The 18,432-nt window shown below is 69.8% G+C and carries 19 protein-coding genes; 2 read left to right on the plus strand and 17 right to left on the minus strand.

Features of this window, described 5'->3' with window-relative positions:
- Positions 1-226: 226 nt before the first annotated feature.
- The 12 genes from LPC04_RS25240 to LPC04_RS25295 form a co-directional block, all read right to left on the minus strand.
- On the minus strand, positions 227-1,924 hold the full coding sequence (locus LPC04_RS25240) for an MFS transporter (protein WP_275685080.1): 1,698 nt from the start codon (positions 1,922-1,924) through the stop codon (positions 227-229).
- Between the two features lie 225 nt (positions 1,925-2,149).
- The gene (locus LPC04_RS25245; protein ID WP_275685081.1) at positions 2,150-2,743 is read right to left on the minus strand and encodes a DsbA family protein; all 594 of its coding nucleotides are present in this window, start codon (positions 2,741-2,743) and stop codon (positions 2,150-2,152) included.
- Between the two features lie 10 nt (positions 2,744-2,753).
- Positions 2,754-3,011 carry a DUF1289 domain-containing protein gene (locus LPC04_RS25250; protein WP_275685082.1) on the minus strand — a complete coding sequence of 86 codons (258 nt, stop codon included), beginning with the start codon at positions 3,009-3,011 and terminating at the stop codon, positions 2,754-2,756.
- Positions 3,011-3,505 (minus strand): YbaK/EbsC family protein, encoded by a 495-nt coding sequence (locus LPC04_RS25255; RefSeq protein ID WP_275685083.1) that lies wholly within the window; start codon positions 3,503-3,505, stop codon positions 3,011-3,013. Before LPC04_RS25255 ends, LPC04_RS25250 begins: the two co-directional genes overlap by 1 nt.
- Entirely contained in the window at positions 3,502-4,431 is a 930-nt protein-coding gene (locus LPC04_RS25260; RefSeq protein ID WP_275685084.1) for a hydroxymethylglutaryl-CoA lyase, read from the minus strand. The genes LPC04_RS25255 and LPC04_RS25260 overlap by 4 nt, the downstream gene beginning before the upstream one ends.
- Positions 4,432-4,437: 6 nt before the next feature.
- Positions 4,438-6,459, minus strand: a complete 2,022-nt coding sequence (locus LPC04_RS25265; RefSeq protein ID WP_275685085.1) for an acetyl-CoA carboxylase biotin carboxylase subunit — start codon at positions 6,457-6,459, stop codon at positions 4,438-4,440.
- Positions 6,452-6,580: a hypothetical protein gene (locus LPC04_RS25270; protein WP_275685086.1), complete on the minus strand. Its 129-nt coding sequence runs from the start codon at positions 6,578-6,580 to the stop codon at positions 6,452-6,454. The genes LPC04_RS25265 and LPC04_RS25270 overlap by 8 nt, the downstream gene beginning before the upstream one ends.
- Positions 6,581-6,610: 30 nt before the next feature.
- A complete protein-coding gene (locus LPC04_RS25275; RefSeq protein ID WP_275685087.1) occupies positions 6,611-7,390 on the minus strand; it encodes an enoyl-CoA hydratase/isomerase family protein in 780 nt (259 codons plus the stop codon).
- Between the two features lie 28 nt (positions 7,391-7,418).
- Complete coding sequence (locus LPC04_RS25280) at positions 7,419-8,054, minus strand: hypothetical protein (protein WP_275685088.1); 636 nt, start codon at positions 8,052-8,054, stop codon at positions 7,419-7,421.
- 91 nt (positions 8,055-8,145) lie between these two features.
- The gene (locus LPC04_RS25285) at positions 8,146-8,952 is read right to left on the minus strand and encodes a hypothetical protein (protein WP_275685089.1); all 807 of its coding nucleotides are present in this window, start codon (positions 8,950-8,952) and stop codon (positions 8,146-8,148) included.
- The gene (locus tag LPC04_RS25290) at positions 8,949-9,449 is read right to left on the minus strand and encodes a hypothetical protein (RefSeq protein ID WP_275685090.1); all 501 of its coding nucleotides are present in this window, start codon (positions 9,447-9,449) and stop codon (positions 8,949-8,951) included. Before LPC04_RS25290 ends, LPC04_RS25285 begins: the two co-directional genes overlap by 4 nt.
- 56 nt (positions 9,450-9,505) lie before the next feature.
- The gene (locus LPC04_RS25295) at positions 9,506-11,143 is read right to left on the minus strand and encodes a carboxyl transferase domain-containing protein (RefSeq protein WP_275685091.1); all 1,638 of its coding nucleotides are present in this window, start codon (positions 11,141-11,143) and stop codon (positions 9,506-9,508) included.
- Positions 11,144-11,345: 202 nt separating this feature from the next.
- Here LPC04_RS25295 and LPC04_RS25300 point away from each other — a divergent pair, with 202 nt between their 5' ends.
- Complete coding sequence (locus LPC04_RS25300; RefSeq protein WP_275685092.1) at positions 11,346-11,732, plus strand: VOC family protein; 387 nt, start codon at positions 11,346-11,348, stop codon at positions 11,730-11,732.
- Between the two features lie 3 nt (positions 11,733-11,735).
- Here the strand turns inward: LPC04_RS25300 and LPC04_RS25305 are convergent, their stop codons facing one another.
- The 3 genes from LPC04_RS25305 to LPC04_RS25315 form a co-directional block, all read right to left on the minus strand.
- Positions 11,736-12,395: a helix-turn-helix domain-containing protein gene (locus tag LPC04_RS25305; RefSeq protein ID WP_275685093.1), complete on the minus strand. Its 660-nt coding sequence runs from the start codon at positions 12,393-12,395 to the stop codon at positions 11,736-11,738.
- Positions 12,392-12,985 (minus strand): DinB family protein, encoded by a 594-nt coding sequence (locus LPC04_RS25310; protein ID WP_275685094.1) that lies wholly within the window; start codon positions 12,983-12,985, stop codon positions 12,392-12,394. The genes LPC04_RS25305 and LPC04_RS25310 overlap by 4 nt, the downstream gene beginning before the upstream one ends.
- A gap of 93 nt (positions 12,986-13,078) precedes the next feature.
- Positions 13,079-13,552, minus strand: a complete 474-nt coding sequence (locus LPC04_RS25315) for an Lrp/AsnC family transcriptional regulator (RefSeq protein WP_275685095.1) — start codon at positions 13,550-13,552, stop codon at positions 13,079-13,081.
- A 167-nt stretch (positions 13,553-13,719) separates the two neighbouring features.
- Here LPC04_RS25315 and LPC04_RS25320 point away from each other — a divergent pair, with 167 nt between their 5' ends.
- Positions 13,720-17,301 carry an indolepyruvate ferredoxin oxidoreductase family protein gene (locus tag LPC04_RS25320; protein ID WP_275685096.1) on the plus strand — a complete coding sequence of 1,194 codons (3,582 nt, stop codon included), beginning with the start codon at positions 13,720-13,722 and terminating at the stop codon, positions 17,299-17,301.
- On the opposite strand, the gene LPC04_RS25325 is transcribed toward LPC04_RS25320, so the two are convergent.
- Both LPC04_RS25325 and LPC04_RS25330 read right to left on the minus strand, forming a co-directional pair.
- Complete coding sequence (locus LPC04_RS25325; RefSeq protein ID WP_275685097.1) at positions 17,288-17,728, minus strand: energy transducer TonB; 441 nt, start codon at positions 17,726-17,728, stop codon at positions 17,288-17,290. The genes LPC04_RS25320 and LPC04_RS25325 overlap by 14 nt on opposite strands.
- Before the next feature lie 49 nt (positions 17,729-17,777).
- On the minus strand, positions 17,778-18,431 hold the full coding sequence (locus LPC04_RS25330) for a nucleoside/nucleotide kinase family protein (RefSeq protein ID WP_275685098.1): 654 nt from the start codon (positions 18,429-18,431) through the stop codon (positions 17,778-17,780).
- Between the last annotated feature and the right edge of the window lies 1 nt (position 18,432).

The raw sequence follows: 18,432 nt of genomic DNA on the forward strand, positions 1-18,432 counted from the left end.
CCTGCCTACCGGAGGACGCGGGCAAGCGCCGCGCCTCGCGTCCTGCGGGCAGCGCGCCGCGCAAGCGTTGAACCGGTCTGGCGCCGGCTGGGACGACCCATTGTGCACTGGCGCGTCATGTCGTGTTCATGTCGCGTCAAGGCCGCGCAAATTCGCACAAATGTTCGCTCTCACCAAAGAAAATAGGCCCGGCAAGGGCCTATTTCAGTGAGAGTTTCGAAGCCCCTCAGTCGCCGGCGTAGATGTCCGTGTCCTTGGTCTCGCGCACGAAGATCGCGCCGATGACCAGGCTCACCCCGGCCACGATGATCGGGTAGAGCAGCGCGTTGTAGATGTTGCCGGTCTGCACCGAGATGGCGAAGCAGAACGACGGCAGCAGGCCGCCGAACCAGCCGTTGCCGATGTGGTACGGCAGGCTCATCGAGGTGTAGCGGATGCGGGTCGGGAACAGCTCGACCAGCATGGCCGCGATCGGGCCGTAGACCATGGTGACGTAGATCATCAGGATCCACAGCAGGCCCACGATGGTCATCCAGCGGCTGTCGAAGGTCTCGATCGGCTTGGCCTTGCTCGGATAGCCGGCCTCCTTCAGCGCGGCGCCCAGGTCCTTCTTGAACGCGGCGATCGCCTTGGTCGAGGCCTCGTCGAACTTGTAGGCCGGACCCGCGGCCAGCTGCGCGTCGGGCGCCGTGATCGTCTTGTCGCCGACGGTGACCGTGGCGGGCGTGCCGGCCGGCGCGGCTTCGTTGTCGTAGTTGGCCGAGAAGCCCGTGATCAACGCGCGCTTGGCGATGTCGCACGAGCTGCGGAAGTCGGCCTCGCGCGCCACCGGGTTGGCCTGGAACGCGCAGGTGGACGGATCCGCCTTGACCACGATGTGCGTCTTCTCCTGGGCGTCATACAGCTCCGGGTTGCCGGCGCGTGCGAGCCCGTGGAAGATCATCGAGTAGGTCAGGCAGGCCAGCAGCATGCCGCCCAGGATGATCCACTTGCGGCCGATCTTGTCCGACAGCGTGCCGAAGACGACGAAGAACGGCGTGCCCAGCACCAGCGCCGTAGCGATCATCCACTGCGCGGTGGAGGCATCGACCTTGAGCGTCGTGGTCAGGAAGATCAGCGCGTAGAACTGGCCCGAGTACCAGACCACGCCCTGGCCGGCGGTCAGGCCAAACAGCGCGAGCAGCACGAACTTCAGGTTGCCCCAGCGCGTGAACGATTCCGTCAGCGGCGCCTTGGAGGTCTTGCCCTCTTCCTTCATCCGCTTGAACGCCGGCGACTCGTTCATCGACAGGCGGATCCACACGCTGATGATCAGCAGCAGGATCGACAGGATGAACGGCGCGCGCCACCAGCCCCAGACGTCCTCGAAGGCCTCCTTCGTCACCATGCCCTTGATGGCCAGGATGATGACCAGCGACAGGAACAGGCCCAGCGTGGCCGTGGTCTGGATCCACGAGGTGAAGGCGCCGCGCTTGTTCTGCGGCGAATGCTCCGCCACGTAGGTCGCCGCGCCGCCGTACTCGCCACCGAGCGCCAGGCCCTGCAGCACGCGCAGCAGGATCAGCACGATCGGCGCCGCGATGCCGATCTGCGCGTACGTTGGAATCACCCCGATGACGGCGGTCGACAGGCCCATGATCACGATCGTGACCAGGAAGGTGTACTTGCGCCCGATCATGTCGCCGAGGCGGCCGAACACCAGCGCGCCGAACGGCCGCACGAAGAAGCCGGCGGCGAACACGAGGAGCGTGGCGATGTAGCCGGCCGTCGGATCCAGGCCCGAGAAGAAGGCCTTGTTGACGAACGGCGCCAGGGTGCCGTACACGAAGAAGTCGTACCACTCGAACACCGTGCCGAGCGAGGACGCAAAGATGACCATGCGTTCGTCGCCCGTGATGCCCGCGCGCGCGTTGCTGGTTGCCATGGGATGTCTCCTGTTGTCGATGTGCGGTCGCCTTCCTCGACGGGAAGCGCCTGTTGCGCATCGTGAGACTGCCCTCTGACTGAGTTCTGACGCGAGACTTATTCGAAACTTACAACGCGAGGGATAACGCGGACGCCGCGTTTCTCATCGTGGAAAGCGACGGGGTCGCGAGGGTAAACACCGGAGGCGTGGAAACCCCCGCGCGGCGTCCGCTGGAGGGGGCGGTCAGCCGCCCTGCCGCTTGCGCATCGCGTCGGCCAGCATCGCCATCGAGTCGGTGCCCCAGAACAGCTGGCCGTCGTCGAGGCGGAAGCTCGGCACGCCGAACACGCCGGCCGCCGCGGCTTGCGCGGTGCGCGCCTGCAGTTCGGCCTTCACTTCGGGACTGGCCGGATCGCGCACCGGCGCGATGGCCTCGGCGAGGGCCTCGAGCGCCGCGGGATCGTTGGCATCGCCGCCGTCGCGCGCCCAGACGTGGCGGAACGCGAGTTCGACCGCATGGCGGTTCGGCAGCACGTCCGCCGGCGCGCTGGCCACGAGCAGGCGCAGCAACGCGAGCGGGTTGAACGGATGCGGCGTCGGCGGCCGGAACACGATGCCCTCGCGCTCGGCGATCCACGCGCACTGGCGGAACAGCCACGCCTTCTTCGGTGCCACGTCCACCGGCGCGGTGTTGCCCCAGCGCTTCAACAGGCCGGCGAACAGCAGCGGCCGGTATTCGACGTGGTGCGACAGTCCTTCGAGCGCGGACGGCAGGCGCTCGAACGCGAGGTAGGCGTAGGGCGAGATGATGTCGAAGTCGAAGATGACGCGTTGCATGGATCGCTCCTCAGACCGGCGGCTCACGTCCGGGCAGCTGCTGCCAGACCCAGCGCTTGTCGGCATCCGGCAGCGCGCTCCACGCCGCGATCTCGTCGAGCGTGCGGCGGCACCCGTGGCACGCGCTGGTATACGGGTCGATCTTGCAGATGTTGACGCAAGGCGACGGCACCGGCGACGCATTGCCGATCTCCGCCAGGCGCGCGGCGAAATACGCGCTGTCGGGCGCGTGCTCGATGCCGTCCCGGATGACGGGGTCGCGGGCCATCAGGCGGCCGGCGCCTGCACGACGTCGTGCACCGGCGCGCCCGTGAGCTGCTCGAGCTCGGCCGGCGTCATCGGGAACACGCCGTGCGGATGCCCCGCCGCGGCCCACACGCGATCGAAGCGGAACAGCTCGCGGTCGATCAGCGTGACCACCGGCGTCGCGTGCGCGAGCGGCGACACGCCGCCGATCGTGAAGCCGGTCTTCGCCTTGACGAACTCGGCGTCGGCGCGGCCGATGGCGCCGACGATCTGCGCCACTTTCTTCTCGTCGACGCGCCGGTCTCCCGACGCGACCACGAGGATCGCGACCTCGTCGGCCTTGCGGCGGAACACCACGCTCTTGGCGATCTGGCCGACGACGACGCCGAGTGCGTCGGCCGCCTCCTGCGACGTGCGCGCGGCGGTGTCGAGGAACTGCGGCGTGTGCGGATGGCCCAGCCGCTGCAACTCCGCGGACACGCGCTGGAAGCCCTCGGGGCGATCCTCGAGCGTCATGCGCACACCGCCGTCGAATCGGCGCGCTTGGCCAGCAACGCCCGGGCCGCGCGCGAGCCGTTGGTCTTGCCGATCTGCTTGCTGATGAACGCGCCGGCGTCGACGAGCTTGTCGAGGTCGATGCCCGTCCGGATGCCCAGGCCGTGCAGCAGGTAGACGACGTCCTCGGTCGCGACGTTGCCCGTCGCGCCCTTCGCGTAAGGGCAGCCGCCGAGGCCCGACACGCTGGTGTCGAAGGTGTGGATGCCCATCTGCAGGCACTCGTAGATGTTCGAGAGCGCCTGGCCGTAGGTGTCGTGGAAGTGGCCGCTGGTCTCGGCGAGCGGGAAGTGCTCGAGCGCCGCTTCCATCGCGGCGCGCACCTTCAGCGGCGTGCCCACGCCGATGGTGTCGGCCACGCCGACGTGGTCGACGCCGATCGCGCGCATCATCCTCGCGACCATCGCGACGCGAGACGGGGCGATGTCGCCCTCGTACGGACAGCCCACCGCGCACGAGATCGCCGCGCGCACCTTGACGCCGGCCGCCTTGGCCGCGGCCACGACCGGCGCGAAGCGATCGATCGACTCCGCGATCGAGCAGTTGATGTTCTTCTGGCTGAACGCCTCGCTGGCCGCGCCGAACACGACGATCTCGTCCGGCCTCGTCGCGACCGCGGCCTCCCAGCCCTTCAGGTTGGGCGTGAGCACCGAGTAGCGCACGCCCGGCTTGCGCGTGATGCCGGCCATGACCTCGAGCGCATCGGCCATCTGCGGCACCCACTTCGGGCTGACGAAGCTGGTGACCTCGATCTCGCGCAGGCCCGCGTCCTGCAGCAGGCCGACCAGCGCGATCTTGTCGGCGGCGGGGACGTGGTTCTTCTCGTTCTGCAAGCCGTCGCGCGGGCCGACGTCGACGATCTTCACGAACTCAGGCAATGACGACATGTCGATTCACTCCAACGTGAGCAGTTCGCCGCCTTCGCTGACCTGGTCACCCGGCGCGAACAGCAGTTCGGCCACGGTGCCGTCGCGTGGCGCGGCGATCGTGTGCTCCATTTTCATCGCTTCGAGTACCGCCAGCGGCTGTCCGGTCTTGATGGCGTCGCCGCGCTTGACGAGATAGGCGATGACCTTGCCGGGCATCGGCGCCGTGAGCCGGCCGGCTTCCTTGTGGCCTTCGCCCGCGTGCGCGAGCGTGTCGACCACCGTGGCCTGCGCGCTGCCCGCCTGCGAGAACACCGACACCTGCTCGCCGACCTGGTAGACGGTCAGCGCGAGACGGCGCGTGTCGGCCTGGGTGCCGAGGGTCACGTCGTAGCGATCGCCGCCCAGCGCGCGCGATTCGAACGCGAGCTCGACGTCGCCGGCCTTCAGCAGCGCGCCGCCGCCATGCTGCGAGGTCAGCAGAACCTCCAGCGACTCGCCTTGCCACTCGATGTCGAAGCGCTGCACCGACGTGCCGTGCATGCGCCAGCCGTCGCGGCGCGACCACGGATCGCTGCCCACCGACTGCTGCTGCAGCGCCTTCGCGCGCGCGGCCACGCCCGCGGCGACCACTTCCAGCGGCAGGCCGGTCTTGCCGAACAGGTTCTCGCGCTCGCGCTCGATCAGCGCCGTGTCGAGGTTCGCGCCCGCGAACGACGGCGTCTTCGCGACGCGGCGCAGGAAGCTCACGTTGTTGACGACGCCCGCGATGTGCGTGCCGGCCAGCGCGGCGTCGAGCCGCGCCAGCGCCTGTTCGCGATCCTCGCCCCAGACGATCAGCTTGGCGATCATCGAGTCGTAGTACGGCGTGATCGCGTCGCCTTCGTTGACGCCGGTATCGACGCGCACCGGCGCCGGATCGTGGAAGCCCTCGCCGTCCTCGTTGCGGCGAAAGCCCACGTGCGCCGGCCACTTCAGCACCGACAGCGTGCCGGTGGCGGGCAGGAAGTTGGCCTCGGGGCTCTCGGCGCAGATGCGCGCCTCGATCGCGTGGCCGTGGATCTTCAGGTCGGCCTGCGTCGCCGGCAGCGGCTCGCCCGAGGCCACGCGCAGCTGCCACTCGACGAGATCGTGCCCGCTGATGGCCTCCGTCACCGGATGCTCCACCTGCAGCCGCGTGTTCATCTCCATGAAGTAGAAGCGGCCATCCTGCTCGCAGATGAATTCGACGGTGCCGGCGCCGACGTAGTTGACCGCGCGCGCGGCGGCCACGGCGGCCTCGCCCATCTCGCGGCGGCGTTCCTCCGTCATGCCCGGGGCCGGCGCTTCCTCCAGCACCTTCTGGTGGCGGCGCTGCACCGAGCAGTCGCGCTCGAACAGGTAGACGCCGTTGCCGTGCGTGTCGAAGAAGACCTGGATCTCGATGTGGCGCGGGCGTTGCACGTAGCGCTCGATCAGCACCGCGTCGTCGCCGAAGCTGTTGATCGCCTCGCGCTTGCACGACGCCAACGCCGCGTCGAACTCGTCGCCCGCGTTGACGATGCGCATGCCCTTTCCGCCGCCGCCCGCGCTCGCCTTGATCAGCACCGGATAGCCGATGCGGTCGGCCTCGCGCTTGAGCAACGCGGGATCCTGGTCGCTCCCGTGATAGCCAGGCACCAGCCGCACGCCGGCCTTTTCCATCAGCTGCTTGGACTCCGCCTTCAGCCCCATCGCGCGGATCGCCGACGGTGGCGGGCCGATGAACGCGATACCCGCGTCGGCGCAGGCGTGCGCGAAGTCCTCGTTCTCGCTGAGGAAGCCGTAGCCCGGATGGATCGCCTGGGCGCCGGTGGCCTTGGCGGCCTCGATGATGCGTTCCCAGCGCAGGTAGCTGTCGCGCGGCGCGGCCTCGCCGATGCGCACGGCCTCGTCGCAGGCCGACACGTGGCGCGCGTTGGCGTCGGCGTCGGAATAGACGGCGACGCTCTTGACGCCGAGGCGCTTCGCGGTAGCCGCGACGCGGCAGGCGATTTCACCGCGGTTGGCGATCAGGATCTTTTCAAACATGCTTGTTCTCCGCGGTGAAATCGCCTGGGTGCGCTTCGCGCACGACGCGATTTGGCTTCGCCGCGCCAAGCGCTTCGCGCTCGTCGTCGCCGCGGTTGGCGATCAGGATCTTGGTGAACATGGGGTCTCCAGCTTCGAATTCTTCGGACGCTCAGCGCCAGGACGGGTCGCGCTTGTTCAGGAAGGCCTGCACGCCCTCCTTGCCTTCGGCGCTGGCGCGGATGTCGGCGATACGCCTGGCCGTATCGGCACGCAGCGTGTCGTCGATCGCGCGGCCGGCCACGTCCTGCACCAGCTTCTTGCACGCGCGCACGGCCGCCGGGCCGTTGGCCACGAGCCCGGCGACAAGCTCGTCGACCTTGGCGTCCAGCGCATCGGCGGCCACGACCTCGTGCACGAAGCCCAGCGCATGCGCGCGGGCGGCGTCGAAGCGTTCGGCCGTCGTGAAGTAGCGGCGCGAGGCCTGCTCGCCGAGCGCCTTGACGACGTACGGCCCGATCGTCGCGGGCAGCAGCCCCAGCTTGGCCTCGCTGAGGCAGAAGTTGGTGCCTTCGACGGCGACCAGGATGTCGCACACCGCGGCCAGGCCCACGCCGCCGGCGTAGCAGTCGCCGTGGATGCGTCCGATGACCGGCACCGGGCAGGACCAGATCGCGAAGAGCATGTCCGCCAGGCCCTGCGCGTCGGCGCGGTTCTGCTCCCACGTGTAGTCGGCCATCGCGCGCATCCACGACAGGTCCGCGCCGGCGCAGAACGCCTTGCCGTGGCCGCCGAGCACGACCGCGCGCAGCGTGTCGTCCGCCGCGAAGCCTGTGAAGGCGGCGGTGAGTTCCGCGATGACGCCGTCGTTGAACGCGTTGCGCACGTCGGGGCGGTTGAGGAACACGCGCGCGACGGGGCCGTCGCGCGAGATCAGCAGGGTGTCGGTCATCGGCTTCAGGACGGCGCGCGCGGCGACGTCAGTTGGGCGCCGGCGCGGGCGCCGGCGGCAGGGGTTGGAACGTGGGCGCGGGCGGCGGCGGCGCATAGTCGGGCGCCGGCGCGATCGGAATCGGGGCGGGCGGCGGCGAGATCACGGGCACGGCACTGGGCGGGGTCGGCATGGTCGCGAGCTGCGCACGCAACGTGACCGCAGCCTTGAGCGCGCCGACATGGCACTCGAAGTGATCCGGGTCGTCGAACACCGAGCCTTCGTAGTTGGAGATCACGCCGACGATGGCCGTCGCGCGCACGCCGCGCGCGGCGAACGCGAGCTGCGTGACCGCGTCCTCGAACGCGCGGGCGCACAGCTCGTGGTCGCGCGGGCGCACGCGGTCGTCCTCGCCGACGTCGTCCAGCTTGGTCGTTCCCACGCCCTTGACGACGACGTCGCGGCGCACCACGGTGGCGCCGCGGCCGCTGTCGCCACCGAAGCGCATCTCGAGGTTGCCGAGGATGTCGTGCACGCGCGTGATGCGCACCGTGTCGGGCACCGACTCCATCAGGCGGACATTGCGCGCCTGGGCGGACGGCGGCAATGCGGCGAGCGCGGCGGCGGCGAAGGCGGCCGCGACGGCGGTGCGGCGGTGAGACGGTTGGCGTTGAGCGGTGTTCATGGACCTTGCCTTTCTGCAGATTCGGCCACGACGGCAGCCGGACAGCCCGACAGGGCAAACCTCCTGCCGGCACCGTCGGGCACGCCGGCGCTCATTGATGCTCATCCTTGGGCGACACCGCCGCCGCCATGCCGCGCAGCTGCGCCACGCTGGCGATGCGCCGGCTCTCGTCGGCGTTCCAGACCACGTTGTCGTCGACCGCATACAGCCAGCAGCGCTTGCCCAGGCGCGCGCACTCGGCGAAGACCTTGGTCGCGGCTTCGGGATCGTCGGCCCAGAAACGCCAGCTGCCGTCCTCGAGGAAGGCGAACGCGCGCGGCTTGGGCAGCGTCAGGAAGTGCGCGTAGCGGTCCTTGCCGGCGGCGGTGGACGGCACCGCATCGAGGTTCGTGAGTTCGGCATAGCCCGACTTCGCGGGCACCGGCACCGGCAACGCCTGCGGCAGCGCTCGCGCGAGCTGCGCCCGCAGCGCGACGTACGAGCGGAAGCTGCCGGCGTGGCATTCGTAGGTGGCCGCGTCGTCGCGCACCTGGGCCCTGTAGTCCCACACGATGCCCACGGCCGCCGCCGCGTTGCTGCGTTGCGCCGCGGCGACCAGTCGCGCCATCGCGTCCGCGAAGGCCTTCTGGCAGACCGACTCGTCGCTGGGCGGCTGGCTGTCGCGTTGATTGGCGTTCTCGCGCAAGGGCTCCGCGCTGCCGTCGATCTGGACGTCGCGTGCGACGAGTTCGGCGTCCGTCGCCGACGCCGCGCCGAAGCGCAACGGCAGCGCGCCGACGATGCGCTGCGTGGCCGGGTCGGACAGCGCGGCGGCGATCGGCAGGTGCAGCACGGTGTCGCGCGCCGAGGCCGTCGCCGCCACGAGCGCCAGCGCTAAGAAGGAGATCGCCTTGATCATCGGGCCGTCCCCTCCAGCGACTTCACGAGCTGCGCCCGCAGGAAGACGTGGGACCAGGCGACCCCCGCATGGCATTCGAAGGTCTTGCCGTCGTCGATCGCGGTGCTCCCCTTGTAGGCGGACACGACGCCCACGACCGCGCCCGCGTGCGCATCGCGCGCGGCGTCCACGAGCTTGGCCAGCGCGCTCTTGAACGCATGGTTGCAGACCGCCTCGTCGCTGAGCGTCTCGTGCTTGCGCGGATCGTCGCCGGTGGCCGAGCCGCTGCCCTCCACGATGAAGGGCGTCCCGATCAACTCGGGCGCGCCGGCCTGCGGCGCGGTCGCCACGCCCCAGAGAATCGGCAGGTCGCCGACGACCTCGCGTGAATAGCTCTTGTGCAGCGCGGCGGCGACGGGCTGCATGAAGGTTTCGTTGCGCGCCTGCGCGAACGATGCCAGGACAAGGGCGGACAGGCCGACGAGCGTCGCGCGGACGAGGGAAGCAGGCTGGTTCATCGAACGATGCGGGAAGTTGGAGAACAGGCGGCCCGATGGCTCGCCCGGCAGGGACATCACATGCGGAACACGCCGAACTTCATGTCCGGGATCGGCGCGTTGAGGCTGGCCGACAGGCCCAGCGCGAGCACGCGGCGCGTGTCGGCCGGGTCGATCACGCCGTCGTCCCACAGCCGCGCGCTGGCGAAGTACGGGTGGCCCTGCGCCTCGTACTGGTCGCGGATCGGCGCCTTGAAGCTCTCTTCCTCGTCGGCCGACCACTGGCCGCCCTTGGCCTCGATGCCATCGCGACGCACGGTGGCCAGCACGCTGGCGGCCTGCTCGCCGCCCATCACGCTGATGCGCGCGTTGGGCCACATCCACAGGAAGCGCGGGCTGTACGCGCGGCCGCACATGCCGTAGTTGCCGGCGCCGAACGAGCCGCCGATGATCACGGTGAACTTGGGCACATTGGCGCACGCCACGGCCGTCACCATCTTGGCGCCGGCGCGCGCGATGCCCTCGTTCTCGTACTTGCGGCCCACCATGAAGCCGGTGATGTTCTGCAGGAACACCAGCGGCACCTTGCGCTGGCAGCACAGCTCGATGAAGTGCGCGCCCTTGTCGGCGCTCTCGGCGAACAGGATGCCGTTGTTGGCGACGATGCCCACGGGCATGCCCTCGATCCACGCGAAGCCGCACACCAGCGTCGCGCCGTAGCGGGCCTTGAACTCCTCGAACTCGGAGCCGTCGACGATGCGGGCGATCACCTCGCGCACGTCGAACGGCTTGCGCGCGGGCTTGCCTTCGGCGTCCAGCGGGATGATGCCGTGCAGCTCCGACTCCGGCAGCTTGGGCGCCACCGGCTCGCGCAGCGCGACGCCCGCGTCCTTGCGCCAGTTGAGCGTGCCCACGATGCCGCGCGCCAGCGCCAGCGCGTGCATGTCGTTCTCGGCGAGATGGTCGGCCACGCCGGACAGGCGCGTGTGCACGTCGCCGCCGCCCAGGTCTTCCGCGCTGACCACTTCGCCGGTGGCGGCCTTCACCAGCGGCGGGCCGCCCAGGAAGATGGTGCCCTGGTTCTTGACGATGATGGTCTGGTCGCTCATCGCCGGCACGTAGGCGCCGCCGGCGGTGCACGAGCCCATCACCACCGCCAACTGCGGGATGCCCTGCGCGCTGAGGTTGGCCTGGTTGAAGAAGATGCGGCCGAAGTGGTCGCGGTCGGGGAAGACCTCGTCCTGGTTGGGCAGGTTGGCGCCGCCCGAGTCGACCAGGTAGATGCACGGCAGGCGGTTCTGCTGCGCGATCTCCTGCGCGCGCAGGTGCTTCTTGACCGTCAGCGGGTAGTAGGTGCCGCCCTTGACGGTGGCGTCGTTGCACACGATCAGGCACTCGACGCCCGCCACGCGGCCGATGCCCGCGATCATGCCGGCGCCCGGCGCGGCGTCCTGGCCGCCCTTTTCCGGGTACATGCCCAGCGCGGCCAGCGGCGCGATCTCCAGGAACGGCGTGCCCGGGTCGAGCAGGCGCTCGACGCGGTCGCGCGGCAGCAGCTTGCCGCGCGACAGGTGCTTCTTGCGCGCATCCTCGCCGCCGCCCAGCGCGATCTTCGCGAGCTTCGCGTTGAGGTCGTCCACCAGCAGGCGCATCGCCGCGGCGTTGGCCTTGAAGTCTTCCGAGCGGGCGTTCAGTTGGGTAGCGAGGGTGGACATGTGTCGTTCTTGAGGCTTGTCTCGTTGAGGCGCGTTCCCAGGCCGCCGCGCGCGTGGCCTGACACGTTAGCGGAGGATTATCGATTGACGTTTACGTAAACGTCAATTGCGCCGACCCTGGCCGCCGGTCCCTGTCGGAAATCTTCAAGACGGCTGCCGTCCGAATGACCTATCGTGGCCGCGATCGAATCCAGGAGTTCCCATGCAGTTCGGCTACACCATCCTCTACGTCGAAGACGTCCCGGCCACGCTGGCCTTCTACGGCGAGGCCTTCGGCCTGGCCACGCGCTACACGCACGAGAGCGGCTCCTACGGCGAGCTGGAGACCGGCGCCACCGCGCTGGCTTTCGTGTCGCATGCGCTGTTGACCCAGATCGGCAAGACGCCGCAGTCGCCGCATCTCGACAAGCCGACCAGCGAGATCGCGCTGGTCACGGACGACGTGGCCGCCGCGGTCAGGCGCGCCGTCGACGCCGGCGCCAGGCCCGTGCAGCCGCCGACGGACATGCCGTGGGGCCAGACGATCGCCTACGTGGGCGACTGCAACGGGTTCCTGGTCGAGATCTGCACGCCCGTGAAGCACGGATAGGCCTCATGCATAGGCCGGCGCGGCCAGGGTCGCGAGGAAGTCGGGCATCTCGCGCAGGCGCGTCGGCGCGGCGCCGAACCAGCGCCGCAGGTCCCGCGTCATGTGCGCCTGGTCGGCATAGCCGTGCTCCGCCGCCAGGTGCGCGAGCGGCGCCGCGCCCGCCAGCGCCCGTGCGCAGCGGCGCGCCCGCGCGAGGTTGCGCCAGAACAGCGGCCCGCGCTGCGTGCGTTGCGACAGCAGCCGCTCGAGGCTGCGCTCCGAGACACCCAGCCGGCGATGCGCGGTGGCCAGCGCCGGCGCCTCGCGCAGGCAGTCCAGCGCCTCGCGCACCCGCGCGTCGAGCGTGACGACGGCGCCGATCGCGGACGACAGATCGCCATCGTCGCTGCGCTCGCCGCCGCGCAGCAGCGCCACGAGCGCGCCTTCGTCGACCTGCGCGCCCGGCCGCAGCCGCACGCCGACGGCGCGATCGCCCGCGGCGAACCCCGGCGTCTCGGTGGTGCCGGCCAGCGCGCTGACGAAGCTGACGGGCGCGCCCACACGCGGCACGACGACGATCAGGTCGCGGCAGCCGTCCGGCGCCACCCGCACCGTCGTGCGTTCGCGCGCGGCGAAACGCCACAGATCGAGCGCCAGCTCGGGCAATTCGACGGCATCGCTCAACCGAACACCTCGCGCTCCGACCAACCCAGCGCCGACATGTCCTGTACGCGGTACGAGGCATCGCTGGGCATGATGAATTCGTCGAGCTGCGGCGGCTTCACGTGCGTGCCCGACAGCATCGCGTGCACCTGGCCGCGGTGGTGCGTCTGGTGCATGAACAGGTGCGCGAGCACGTAGCCGGCGAGGTCGCGCTGGACCTTGCCCTCGCCGCGGTCCATCGCCACCTCGGCATTGACGCCGGCGTCGTCGAGCTTGTCGCAGAACGCGATCAGCTTCTGGTCGCTGGCGTCCTGCGCGGACACGTACGGCGCGAGCTCGTCGTGCGGCGCGAAGCGGCGGTACTGCGCCTCCATGTCGGGCTCGCCGTGCAGCGCGGCAATGTAGTAGCGGTCGACGGCCAGCAGGTGGTTGAGCGTGCCGATCAGGCTCGGGAAGAAGCTGATGCGCTTCGAATGCAGCTCGGACGTCGACAGGTTGGCCAGCGCGGCCTGCAGCCGGCGGTTGGCGAGGCGGTTGGCGTGCGCCTGCACGCCCAGCACGCGGGCAAGGCTCAGCGCTCGCGGCGCGTCGGGTTCAGTGGTTTCGGGCATGACGATGACCTCCGTATTCGTTTCGATCAGGGTAGCGCCGAACGGAGCAAACGGCGCGCGCGAATCTTGCGGTTTCGGCGCGATTCGCGGGGGTCAGTCCACGGGCAAGGCCGTCTCGTACTTGACCTCGCGCAACACCACGCTGCTGCGCACGTTCGCGACCCCCGGCGTCTTGAACACCTTGTCCTGCAGGAAGCGGTCGTAGGCCTTCATGTCGGGCGCGACGACCTTGATCAGGTAGTCGCCCTCGCCCGTCGTCGAGTGGCATTCCATGATCTCGGGGCTGGACTTGGCCATCGCCTCGAACTGCTCGACCGCCCCCTCGCTGTGGCGCACCAGCGTGACATGCGCGAGCACGCAGATCGACAGCCCGAGCTTCTCGCGATCGAGCAGCGCGACGTAGCCGCGGATCACGCCGCTGGCCTCGAGCTCCTTGACGCGGCGCCACACGGGCGTGGCCGACAGCCCGACGTTGTCGGCGAGCTGCTGCGCGCTCTGGCGGCCGTCGCGCTGCAGGGCGGCGGCGATGCGGCGGGCGACGCGGTCGATGGTGACAGTCAGGGTCATCGCCGCATTTTCCCTCGGAATGGCCGCACGGCGCGACATTCATTTCAAGAATCGCCACCTTGCGAAACGATCATCTCGATATCTCGCCAAACGCCGGCCAATGCGCAAGATTGCTGCGGGCCGCCGGGACTAGCATCGTCGATCCAGCCGCCGCGAGCCTGAAAGCCATGACCTTGCCGTCCTCCGACATCACCACGACGCCCGATCAGGACACCGCGCCGCTGCGCCAGTACGCGCTGACGGACAACCTGGCCGCCGACTCCGGCGCCGTGTTCCTCACGGGCACCCAGGCGCTGGTGCGGCTGCTGCTGATGCAACGCCGGCGCGACCAGGCGGCCGGGCTGAACACCGCGGCCTTCGTCTCCGGCTACCGCGGCAGCCCGCTGGGCATGGTCGACCAGCAGCTGTGGAAGGCCAAGAAGTTCCTGACCGAGCATCAGGTCGAGTTCCTGCCGGCCATCAACGAGGACCTGGCCGCGACGGCCTGTCTCGGCACGCAGCGCGTCGCGCTCGACCCCAAGCGCACCGTCGAGGGCGTGACGGCGATGTGGTACGGCAAGGGCCCCGGCGTCGACCGCTCCGGCGACGCTCTCAAGCACGGCAACGTCTACGGCTCGAGCCCGAAGGGCGGCGTGCTGGTGGTGGCGGGCGACGACCACGGCTGCGTGTCGTCGTCGATGCCGCACCAGAGCGACCTCGCGATGCAGGCGTGGAACATGCCGGTGCTGCACCCGGCCAACGTCGCCGAGTACCTCGAGTTCGGCCTCTATGGCTGGGCGCTGTCGCGCTTCTCGGGCGCGTGGGTCGGCTTCAAGGCGATCTCCGAGGTCGTCGAGTCGGGCATGACGGTCGACCTCGACGCGATCCCGCTGGACTTCCAGCAGCCGGTGGACTTCACGCCCACGCAGGACCTGCACGTGCGCGCGGTCGACCTGCCTTCGCTGGTGCTGGAATCGCGCCTGGCCGAGAAGCTCGCCGCGGTGCGCGCGTTCGCCAAGGTCAACTCGGTCGACAAGCACATCGTCGCGAGCCCGAATGCGACGCTTGGCATCGTGACGGTCGGCAAGGCGCACTACGACTTCCTCGAGGTGCTGCGCCGCCTCGAGCTCGACCCGAACGCGCTGGCCGCGGCCGGCGTGCGCATCTACAAGGTGGGCCTCGTGTTCCCGCTCGAGACGACGCGCATGGCGGAGTTCGCGCAGGGTCTCGAAGAGATCCTCGTCATCGAGGAAAAGGCGCCGGTGGTCGAGCGCCAGCTGAAGGAATTGCTGTACGGCCTGCCCGACCTGCAGCGCCCGCGCATCGCCGGCAAGACGACGCCGGACGGCATGCCGCTGCTGTCGTCGCTGGGCGAGCTGCGGCCGTCGCGCATCATGGAAGTGGTCGCCGGCTGGCTCGCGCGACTGAATCCGGCGCTCGATCGCACGCACCTGGTCACGGACTTCACGATGCCCTGCCTGCTGCACAACGAGGCCGACGCCACGAAGCGCCAGCCCTACTTCTGCTCGGGCTGCCCGCACAACACGTCGACCAAGGTGCCCGAGGGCTCGCGCGCGCTCGCGGGCATCGGCTGCCACTTCATGGCGAGCTGGATGGAGCGCGAGACCAGCGGCCTGATCCAGATGGGCGCAGAGGGCGTCGACTGGGCCGCGCACTCGCGCTTCACGAAGGAGAAGCACGTCTTCCAGAACCTCGGCGACGGCACGTACTACCACTCGGGGTATCTGGCGATCCGCCAGGCGATCGCCGCGAAGGCGACGATCACGTACAAGATCCTCTACAACGACGCGGTCGCGATGACCGGCGGCCAGCCGGTCGACGGCTCGCTGTCGGTGCCCGAGATCGCGCGCCAGGTCGAGGCCGAGGGCGCGAAGCGCGTGGTGATCGTCTCGGACAACATCGCCCCGCACCGCGAGCACGCCAACCTGTTCCCGCAGGGCACGACCTTCCATCCCCGCGAGGAACTCGACGCCGTGCAGCGCGAGCTGCGCGAGATCGAAGGCGTCACGATCCTGATCTACGACCAGACCTGCGCCGCCGAGAAACGCCGCCGCCGCAAGAAGAAGGAGTATCCGGATCCGCCGCAGCGCGTCTTCATCAACGAGGCCGTGTGCGAGGGCTGCGGCGACTGCGGCCAGGCGTCGAACTGCCTCAGCGTCATTCCGGTCGAGACCGACTGGGGCCGCAAGCGCCACATCGAGCAGAGCTCCTGCAACAAGGACTACTCCTGCCTCAACGGCTTCTGCCCCAGCTTCGTCACGGTGACGGGCGCGACGCTGAAGAAGCGCGTCGGCTCGGGCTTCGACGCGACGCGCCTCGCGGCCGAGATCGAGAAGATCGGCCGCCCGCAGGCGTGGAACTGGACGGGCCCGTTCGACATGCTGGTGACGGGCGTCGGCGGCACGGGCGTCGTCACCGTCGGCGCGCTGATCACGATGGCCGCGCATCTCGAGGGCAAGCAGGCCTCGGTGCTGGACTTCATGGGCTTCGCGCAGAAGGGCGGCGCGGTGCTGTCGTTCGTGCGCGTCGCGCCGACCGCCGACCAGCTGAACCAGGTGCGCATCGACACGCAGCAGGCCGACGTGCTGCTGGCCTGCGACATGGTCGTCGGCGCGTCCGACGATGCGCTCGCCACCGTCAAGAACGGCCGCACCGCGATCCTCGCCAACACCCACGAGATCGCCACGGCCGCCTTCGTGCGCAACCCCGACGCGACGATGCACGCGCCCGCGCTGATCGACAAGCTGCGCCACGCCGCCGGCGCCGACCGCGTGCAGCTGGTCGACGCGCAGGCCCTCGCGCAGGAGCTGATGGGCGACACGATGCCGTCCAACATCATCATGCTGGGCGCGTGCTGGCAGCGCGGTCTCGTGCCCGTCTCGCACTCGGCGCTGATGCGCGCGATCGAGCTGAACAACGTGGCCGTCGACAACAACAAGACCGCGTTCGCGATCGGCCGCCTGGCCGTCACCGACCCGACAGCGTTCAAGCGCATCATGGGCGCCGACCAGCCGCCGGTGGACGCCTCGGCCGCGCTGTCGCTGTTCGGCCCCGGCGGCCTGATCGAGCGCCGCGTCGAGTTCCTCACGGCCTACCAGGACGCCGCGCTGGCGGCCCGCTTCCGCTCGCTGGTCGAGGCGGTGCATGCGCGCGAACAGGCGCTCGGCACGGCCGGCGCGCCGCTGACGACGATCGTCGCGCAGCAGTTCTCGCGGCTGCTCGCGATCAAGGACGAATACGAGGTTGCGCGTCTCTACACCGACGGCTCGTTCGCGAAGTCGCTCGCGGAGCAGTTCGATTCGGTGGGCAAGCTGGAATTCCACATGGCCCCGCCGCTGCTCGCGCGCCAGGGCCCGAACGGCCGCCCGAAGAAGATTCGCATCGGCCCGTGGCTGATGCCCGCGCTGCGCATGCTCGCGAAGTTCAAGGGCCTGCGCGGCACGTGGGCGGATCCGTTCGGCCACACCGAGGAACGCAGGCTCGAACGCCAGCTCGCCGACGACTACGAGCAGATGCTGCGGGCCGAGATCCTGCCGATGCTCGACGCCGACAGGCACGCGCTGGCGCAGCAGATCGCCCGCGTGCCCGAACGCATCCGCGGCTACGGCCACGTGAAGCTGGGCAACCTCGCGACGGGACGCGCGCAGTGGCGCGTGCTGCTGGACAAGTGGCACGGCCGCGGCGGCGATGCGGCGAGCAAGCCGGGCGCGAACGAGCGTGGGCGGGTGATTCCGATCAGCGTGGCGTAGCCGAAACCGACGCGGCGCGCGGCTCATCGATCAGCCAGCGGTAGGTCACGTCGACCGTCGCGCCGACCGGCTTGCCGGTCTTGTCGCGTGCCGGCATGAAGGGACAATTGGCGAGCGCCGAGGCGGCCGCCTGGTCGAGCAGTTGATGCTCGGCGGTCGATCCGGCGCTGTGCAGGATCTCCGTGCGTGATACAGCGCCATCGGGCTCCACCGTGATGCGCACGACGGTGTCACCCTCCGCCCTCGCCCGCAGCGCCGCTGCGGGATATTGCGGACGGCATGATTTCGTCTCCGTCCTGGCGTGCCCCGCATCCGCCGCCGAGGAGGTCCGTGCGGCCGCCGGCTTGTCCGCGCAACCGGCACTTGCAAGTTGCAGCGCGATCGCACAGACCGCCAGGCGTCGCACGAGGCCTTTGAAGTTCTTCACGGCGCCCTCTCCCTTTGTCCCGTCGATGCGCAGGTTGGCGCCTCCAGACTTACGCGTCATCCCACCGAAACACGAACGACGCCCGCGCCCGCGAGGCCTCGATCAGCCGCGCGTTCGGCTCGTCGGTGTTCGCGACCCACGCCGCGGCATCTTCAGCAGTTCGACCGAATTGCTCGTGGCGCTTCGTCAGTCGATGCACGCGCACCTCGTCCGGGATGTCGACGTACCAGATCTCGTCCAGCAGTTCCTTCACCTGCGCCCACGGCCCCTCTTCGAGCAGCAGGTAGTTGCCTTCGGTGATGACCAGCTGCGTGCGCGCATGGATGGGGATCGCGTTGGCGATCGGCTCCTCGATCTCGCGCCGGAACTCGGGGGCGTAGACGATCTCGTCGTCGGGCTGGACGAGCAGCCGGCGCAGCAGCGCGACGTAGCCGGCCGAATCGAAGGTGTCGGGCGCGCCCTTGCGGCCGCGCCGCCCGAGGCGCTCGAGTTCGACGTTGGCCAGGTGGAAGCCGTCCATCGGCACCACCTGCGCGACGCTCGCGAACTCGGCCTGCAGCGCCGCCGCGAGCGTCGACTTGCCGGCGCCCGGCGGCCCGACCAGCCCCAGCAGCACGCGGCCGCTGCGCTGGATCAGCTCGCGCGCGCGGACGCGCGCGCTGGCGGGAAGCTCGGGCAACGAGGGGGGTGCGGCATCGCTCATC

Source organism: Scleromatobacter humisilvae (assembly GCF_023231945.1).
Lineage (GTDB): Bacteria > Pseudomonadota > Gammaproteobacteria > Burkholderiales > Burkholderiaceae_C > Scleromatobacter > Scleromatobacter humisilvae.

Bases quoted from the DNA above. Each gene is read 5' to 3' on its own strand.
- LPC04_RS25330 (WP_275685098.1), bottom strand. From the start codon at position 18,431: ATGAGCGATGCCGCACCCCCCTCGTTGCCCGAGCTTCCCGCCAGCGCG.
- LPC04_RS25255 (WP_275685083.1), bottom strand. From the start codon at position 3,505: ATGACGCTCGAGGATCGCCCCGAGGGCTTCCAGCGCGTGTCCGCGGAG.
- LPC04_RS25315 (WP_275685095.1), bottom strand. From the start codon at position 13,552: ATGACCCTGACTGTCACCATCGACCGCGTCGCCCGCCGCATCGCCGCC.
- LPC04_RS25275 (WP_275685087.1), bottom strand. From the start codon at position 7,390: ATGACCGACACCCTGCTGATCTCGCGCGACGGCCCCGTCGCGCGCGTG.
- LPC04_RS25270 (WP_275685086.1), bottom strand. From the start codon at position 6,580: ATGTTCACCAAGATCCTGATCGCCAACCGCGGCGACGACGAGCGCGAA.
- LPC04_RS25310 (WP_275685094.1), bottom strand. From the start codon at position 12,985: ATGCCCGAAACCACTGAACCCGACGCGCCGCGAGCGCTGAGCCTTGCC.
- LPC04_RS25290 (WP_275685090.1), bottom strand. From the start codon at position 9,449: ATGAACCAGCCTGCTTCCCTCGTCCGCGCGACGCTCGTCGGCCTGTCC.
- LPC04_RS25295 (WP_275685091.1), bottom strand. From the start codon at position 11,143: ATGTCCACCCTCGCTACCCAACTGAACGCCCGCTCGGAAGACTTCAAG.
- LPC04_RS25280 (WP_275685088.1), bottom strand. From the start codon at position 8,054: ATGAACACCGCTCAACGCCAACCGTCTCACCGCCGCACCGCCGTCGCG.
- LPC04_RS25320 (WP_275685096.1), top strand. From the start codon at position 13,720: ATGACCTTGCCGTCCTCCGACATCACCACGACGCCCGATCAGGACACC.
- LPC04_RS25245 (WP_275685081.1), bottom strand. From the start codon at position 2,743: ATGCAACGCGTCATCTTCGACTTCGACATCATCTCGCCCTACGCCTAC.
- LPC04_RS25300 (WP_275685092.1), top strand. From the start codon at position 11,346: ATGCAGTTCGGCTACACCATCCTCTACGTCGAAGACGTCCCGGCCACG.
- LPC04_RS25250 (WP_275685082.1), bottom strand. From the start codon at position 3,011: ATGGCCCGCGACCCCGTCATCCGGGACGGCATCGAGCACGCGCCCGAC.
- LPC04_RS25240 (WP_275685080.1), bottom strand. From the start codon at position 1,924: ATGGCAACCAGCAACGCGCGCGCGGGCATCACGGGCGACGAACGCATG.
- LPC04_RS25265 (WP_275685085.1), bottom strand. From the start codon at position 6,459: ATGTTTGAAAAGATCCTGATCGCCAACCGCGGTGAAATCGCCTGCCGC.
- LPC04_RS25285 (WP_275685089.1), bottom strand. From the start codon at position 8,952: ATGATCAAGGCGATCTCCTTCTTAGCGCTGGCGCTCGTGGCGGCGACG.
- LPC04_RS25260 (WP_275685084.1), bottom strand. From the start codon at position 4,431: ATGTCGTCATTGCCTGAGTTCGTGAAGATCGTCGACGTCGGCCCGCGC.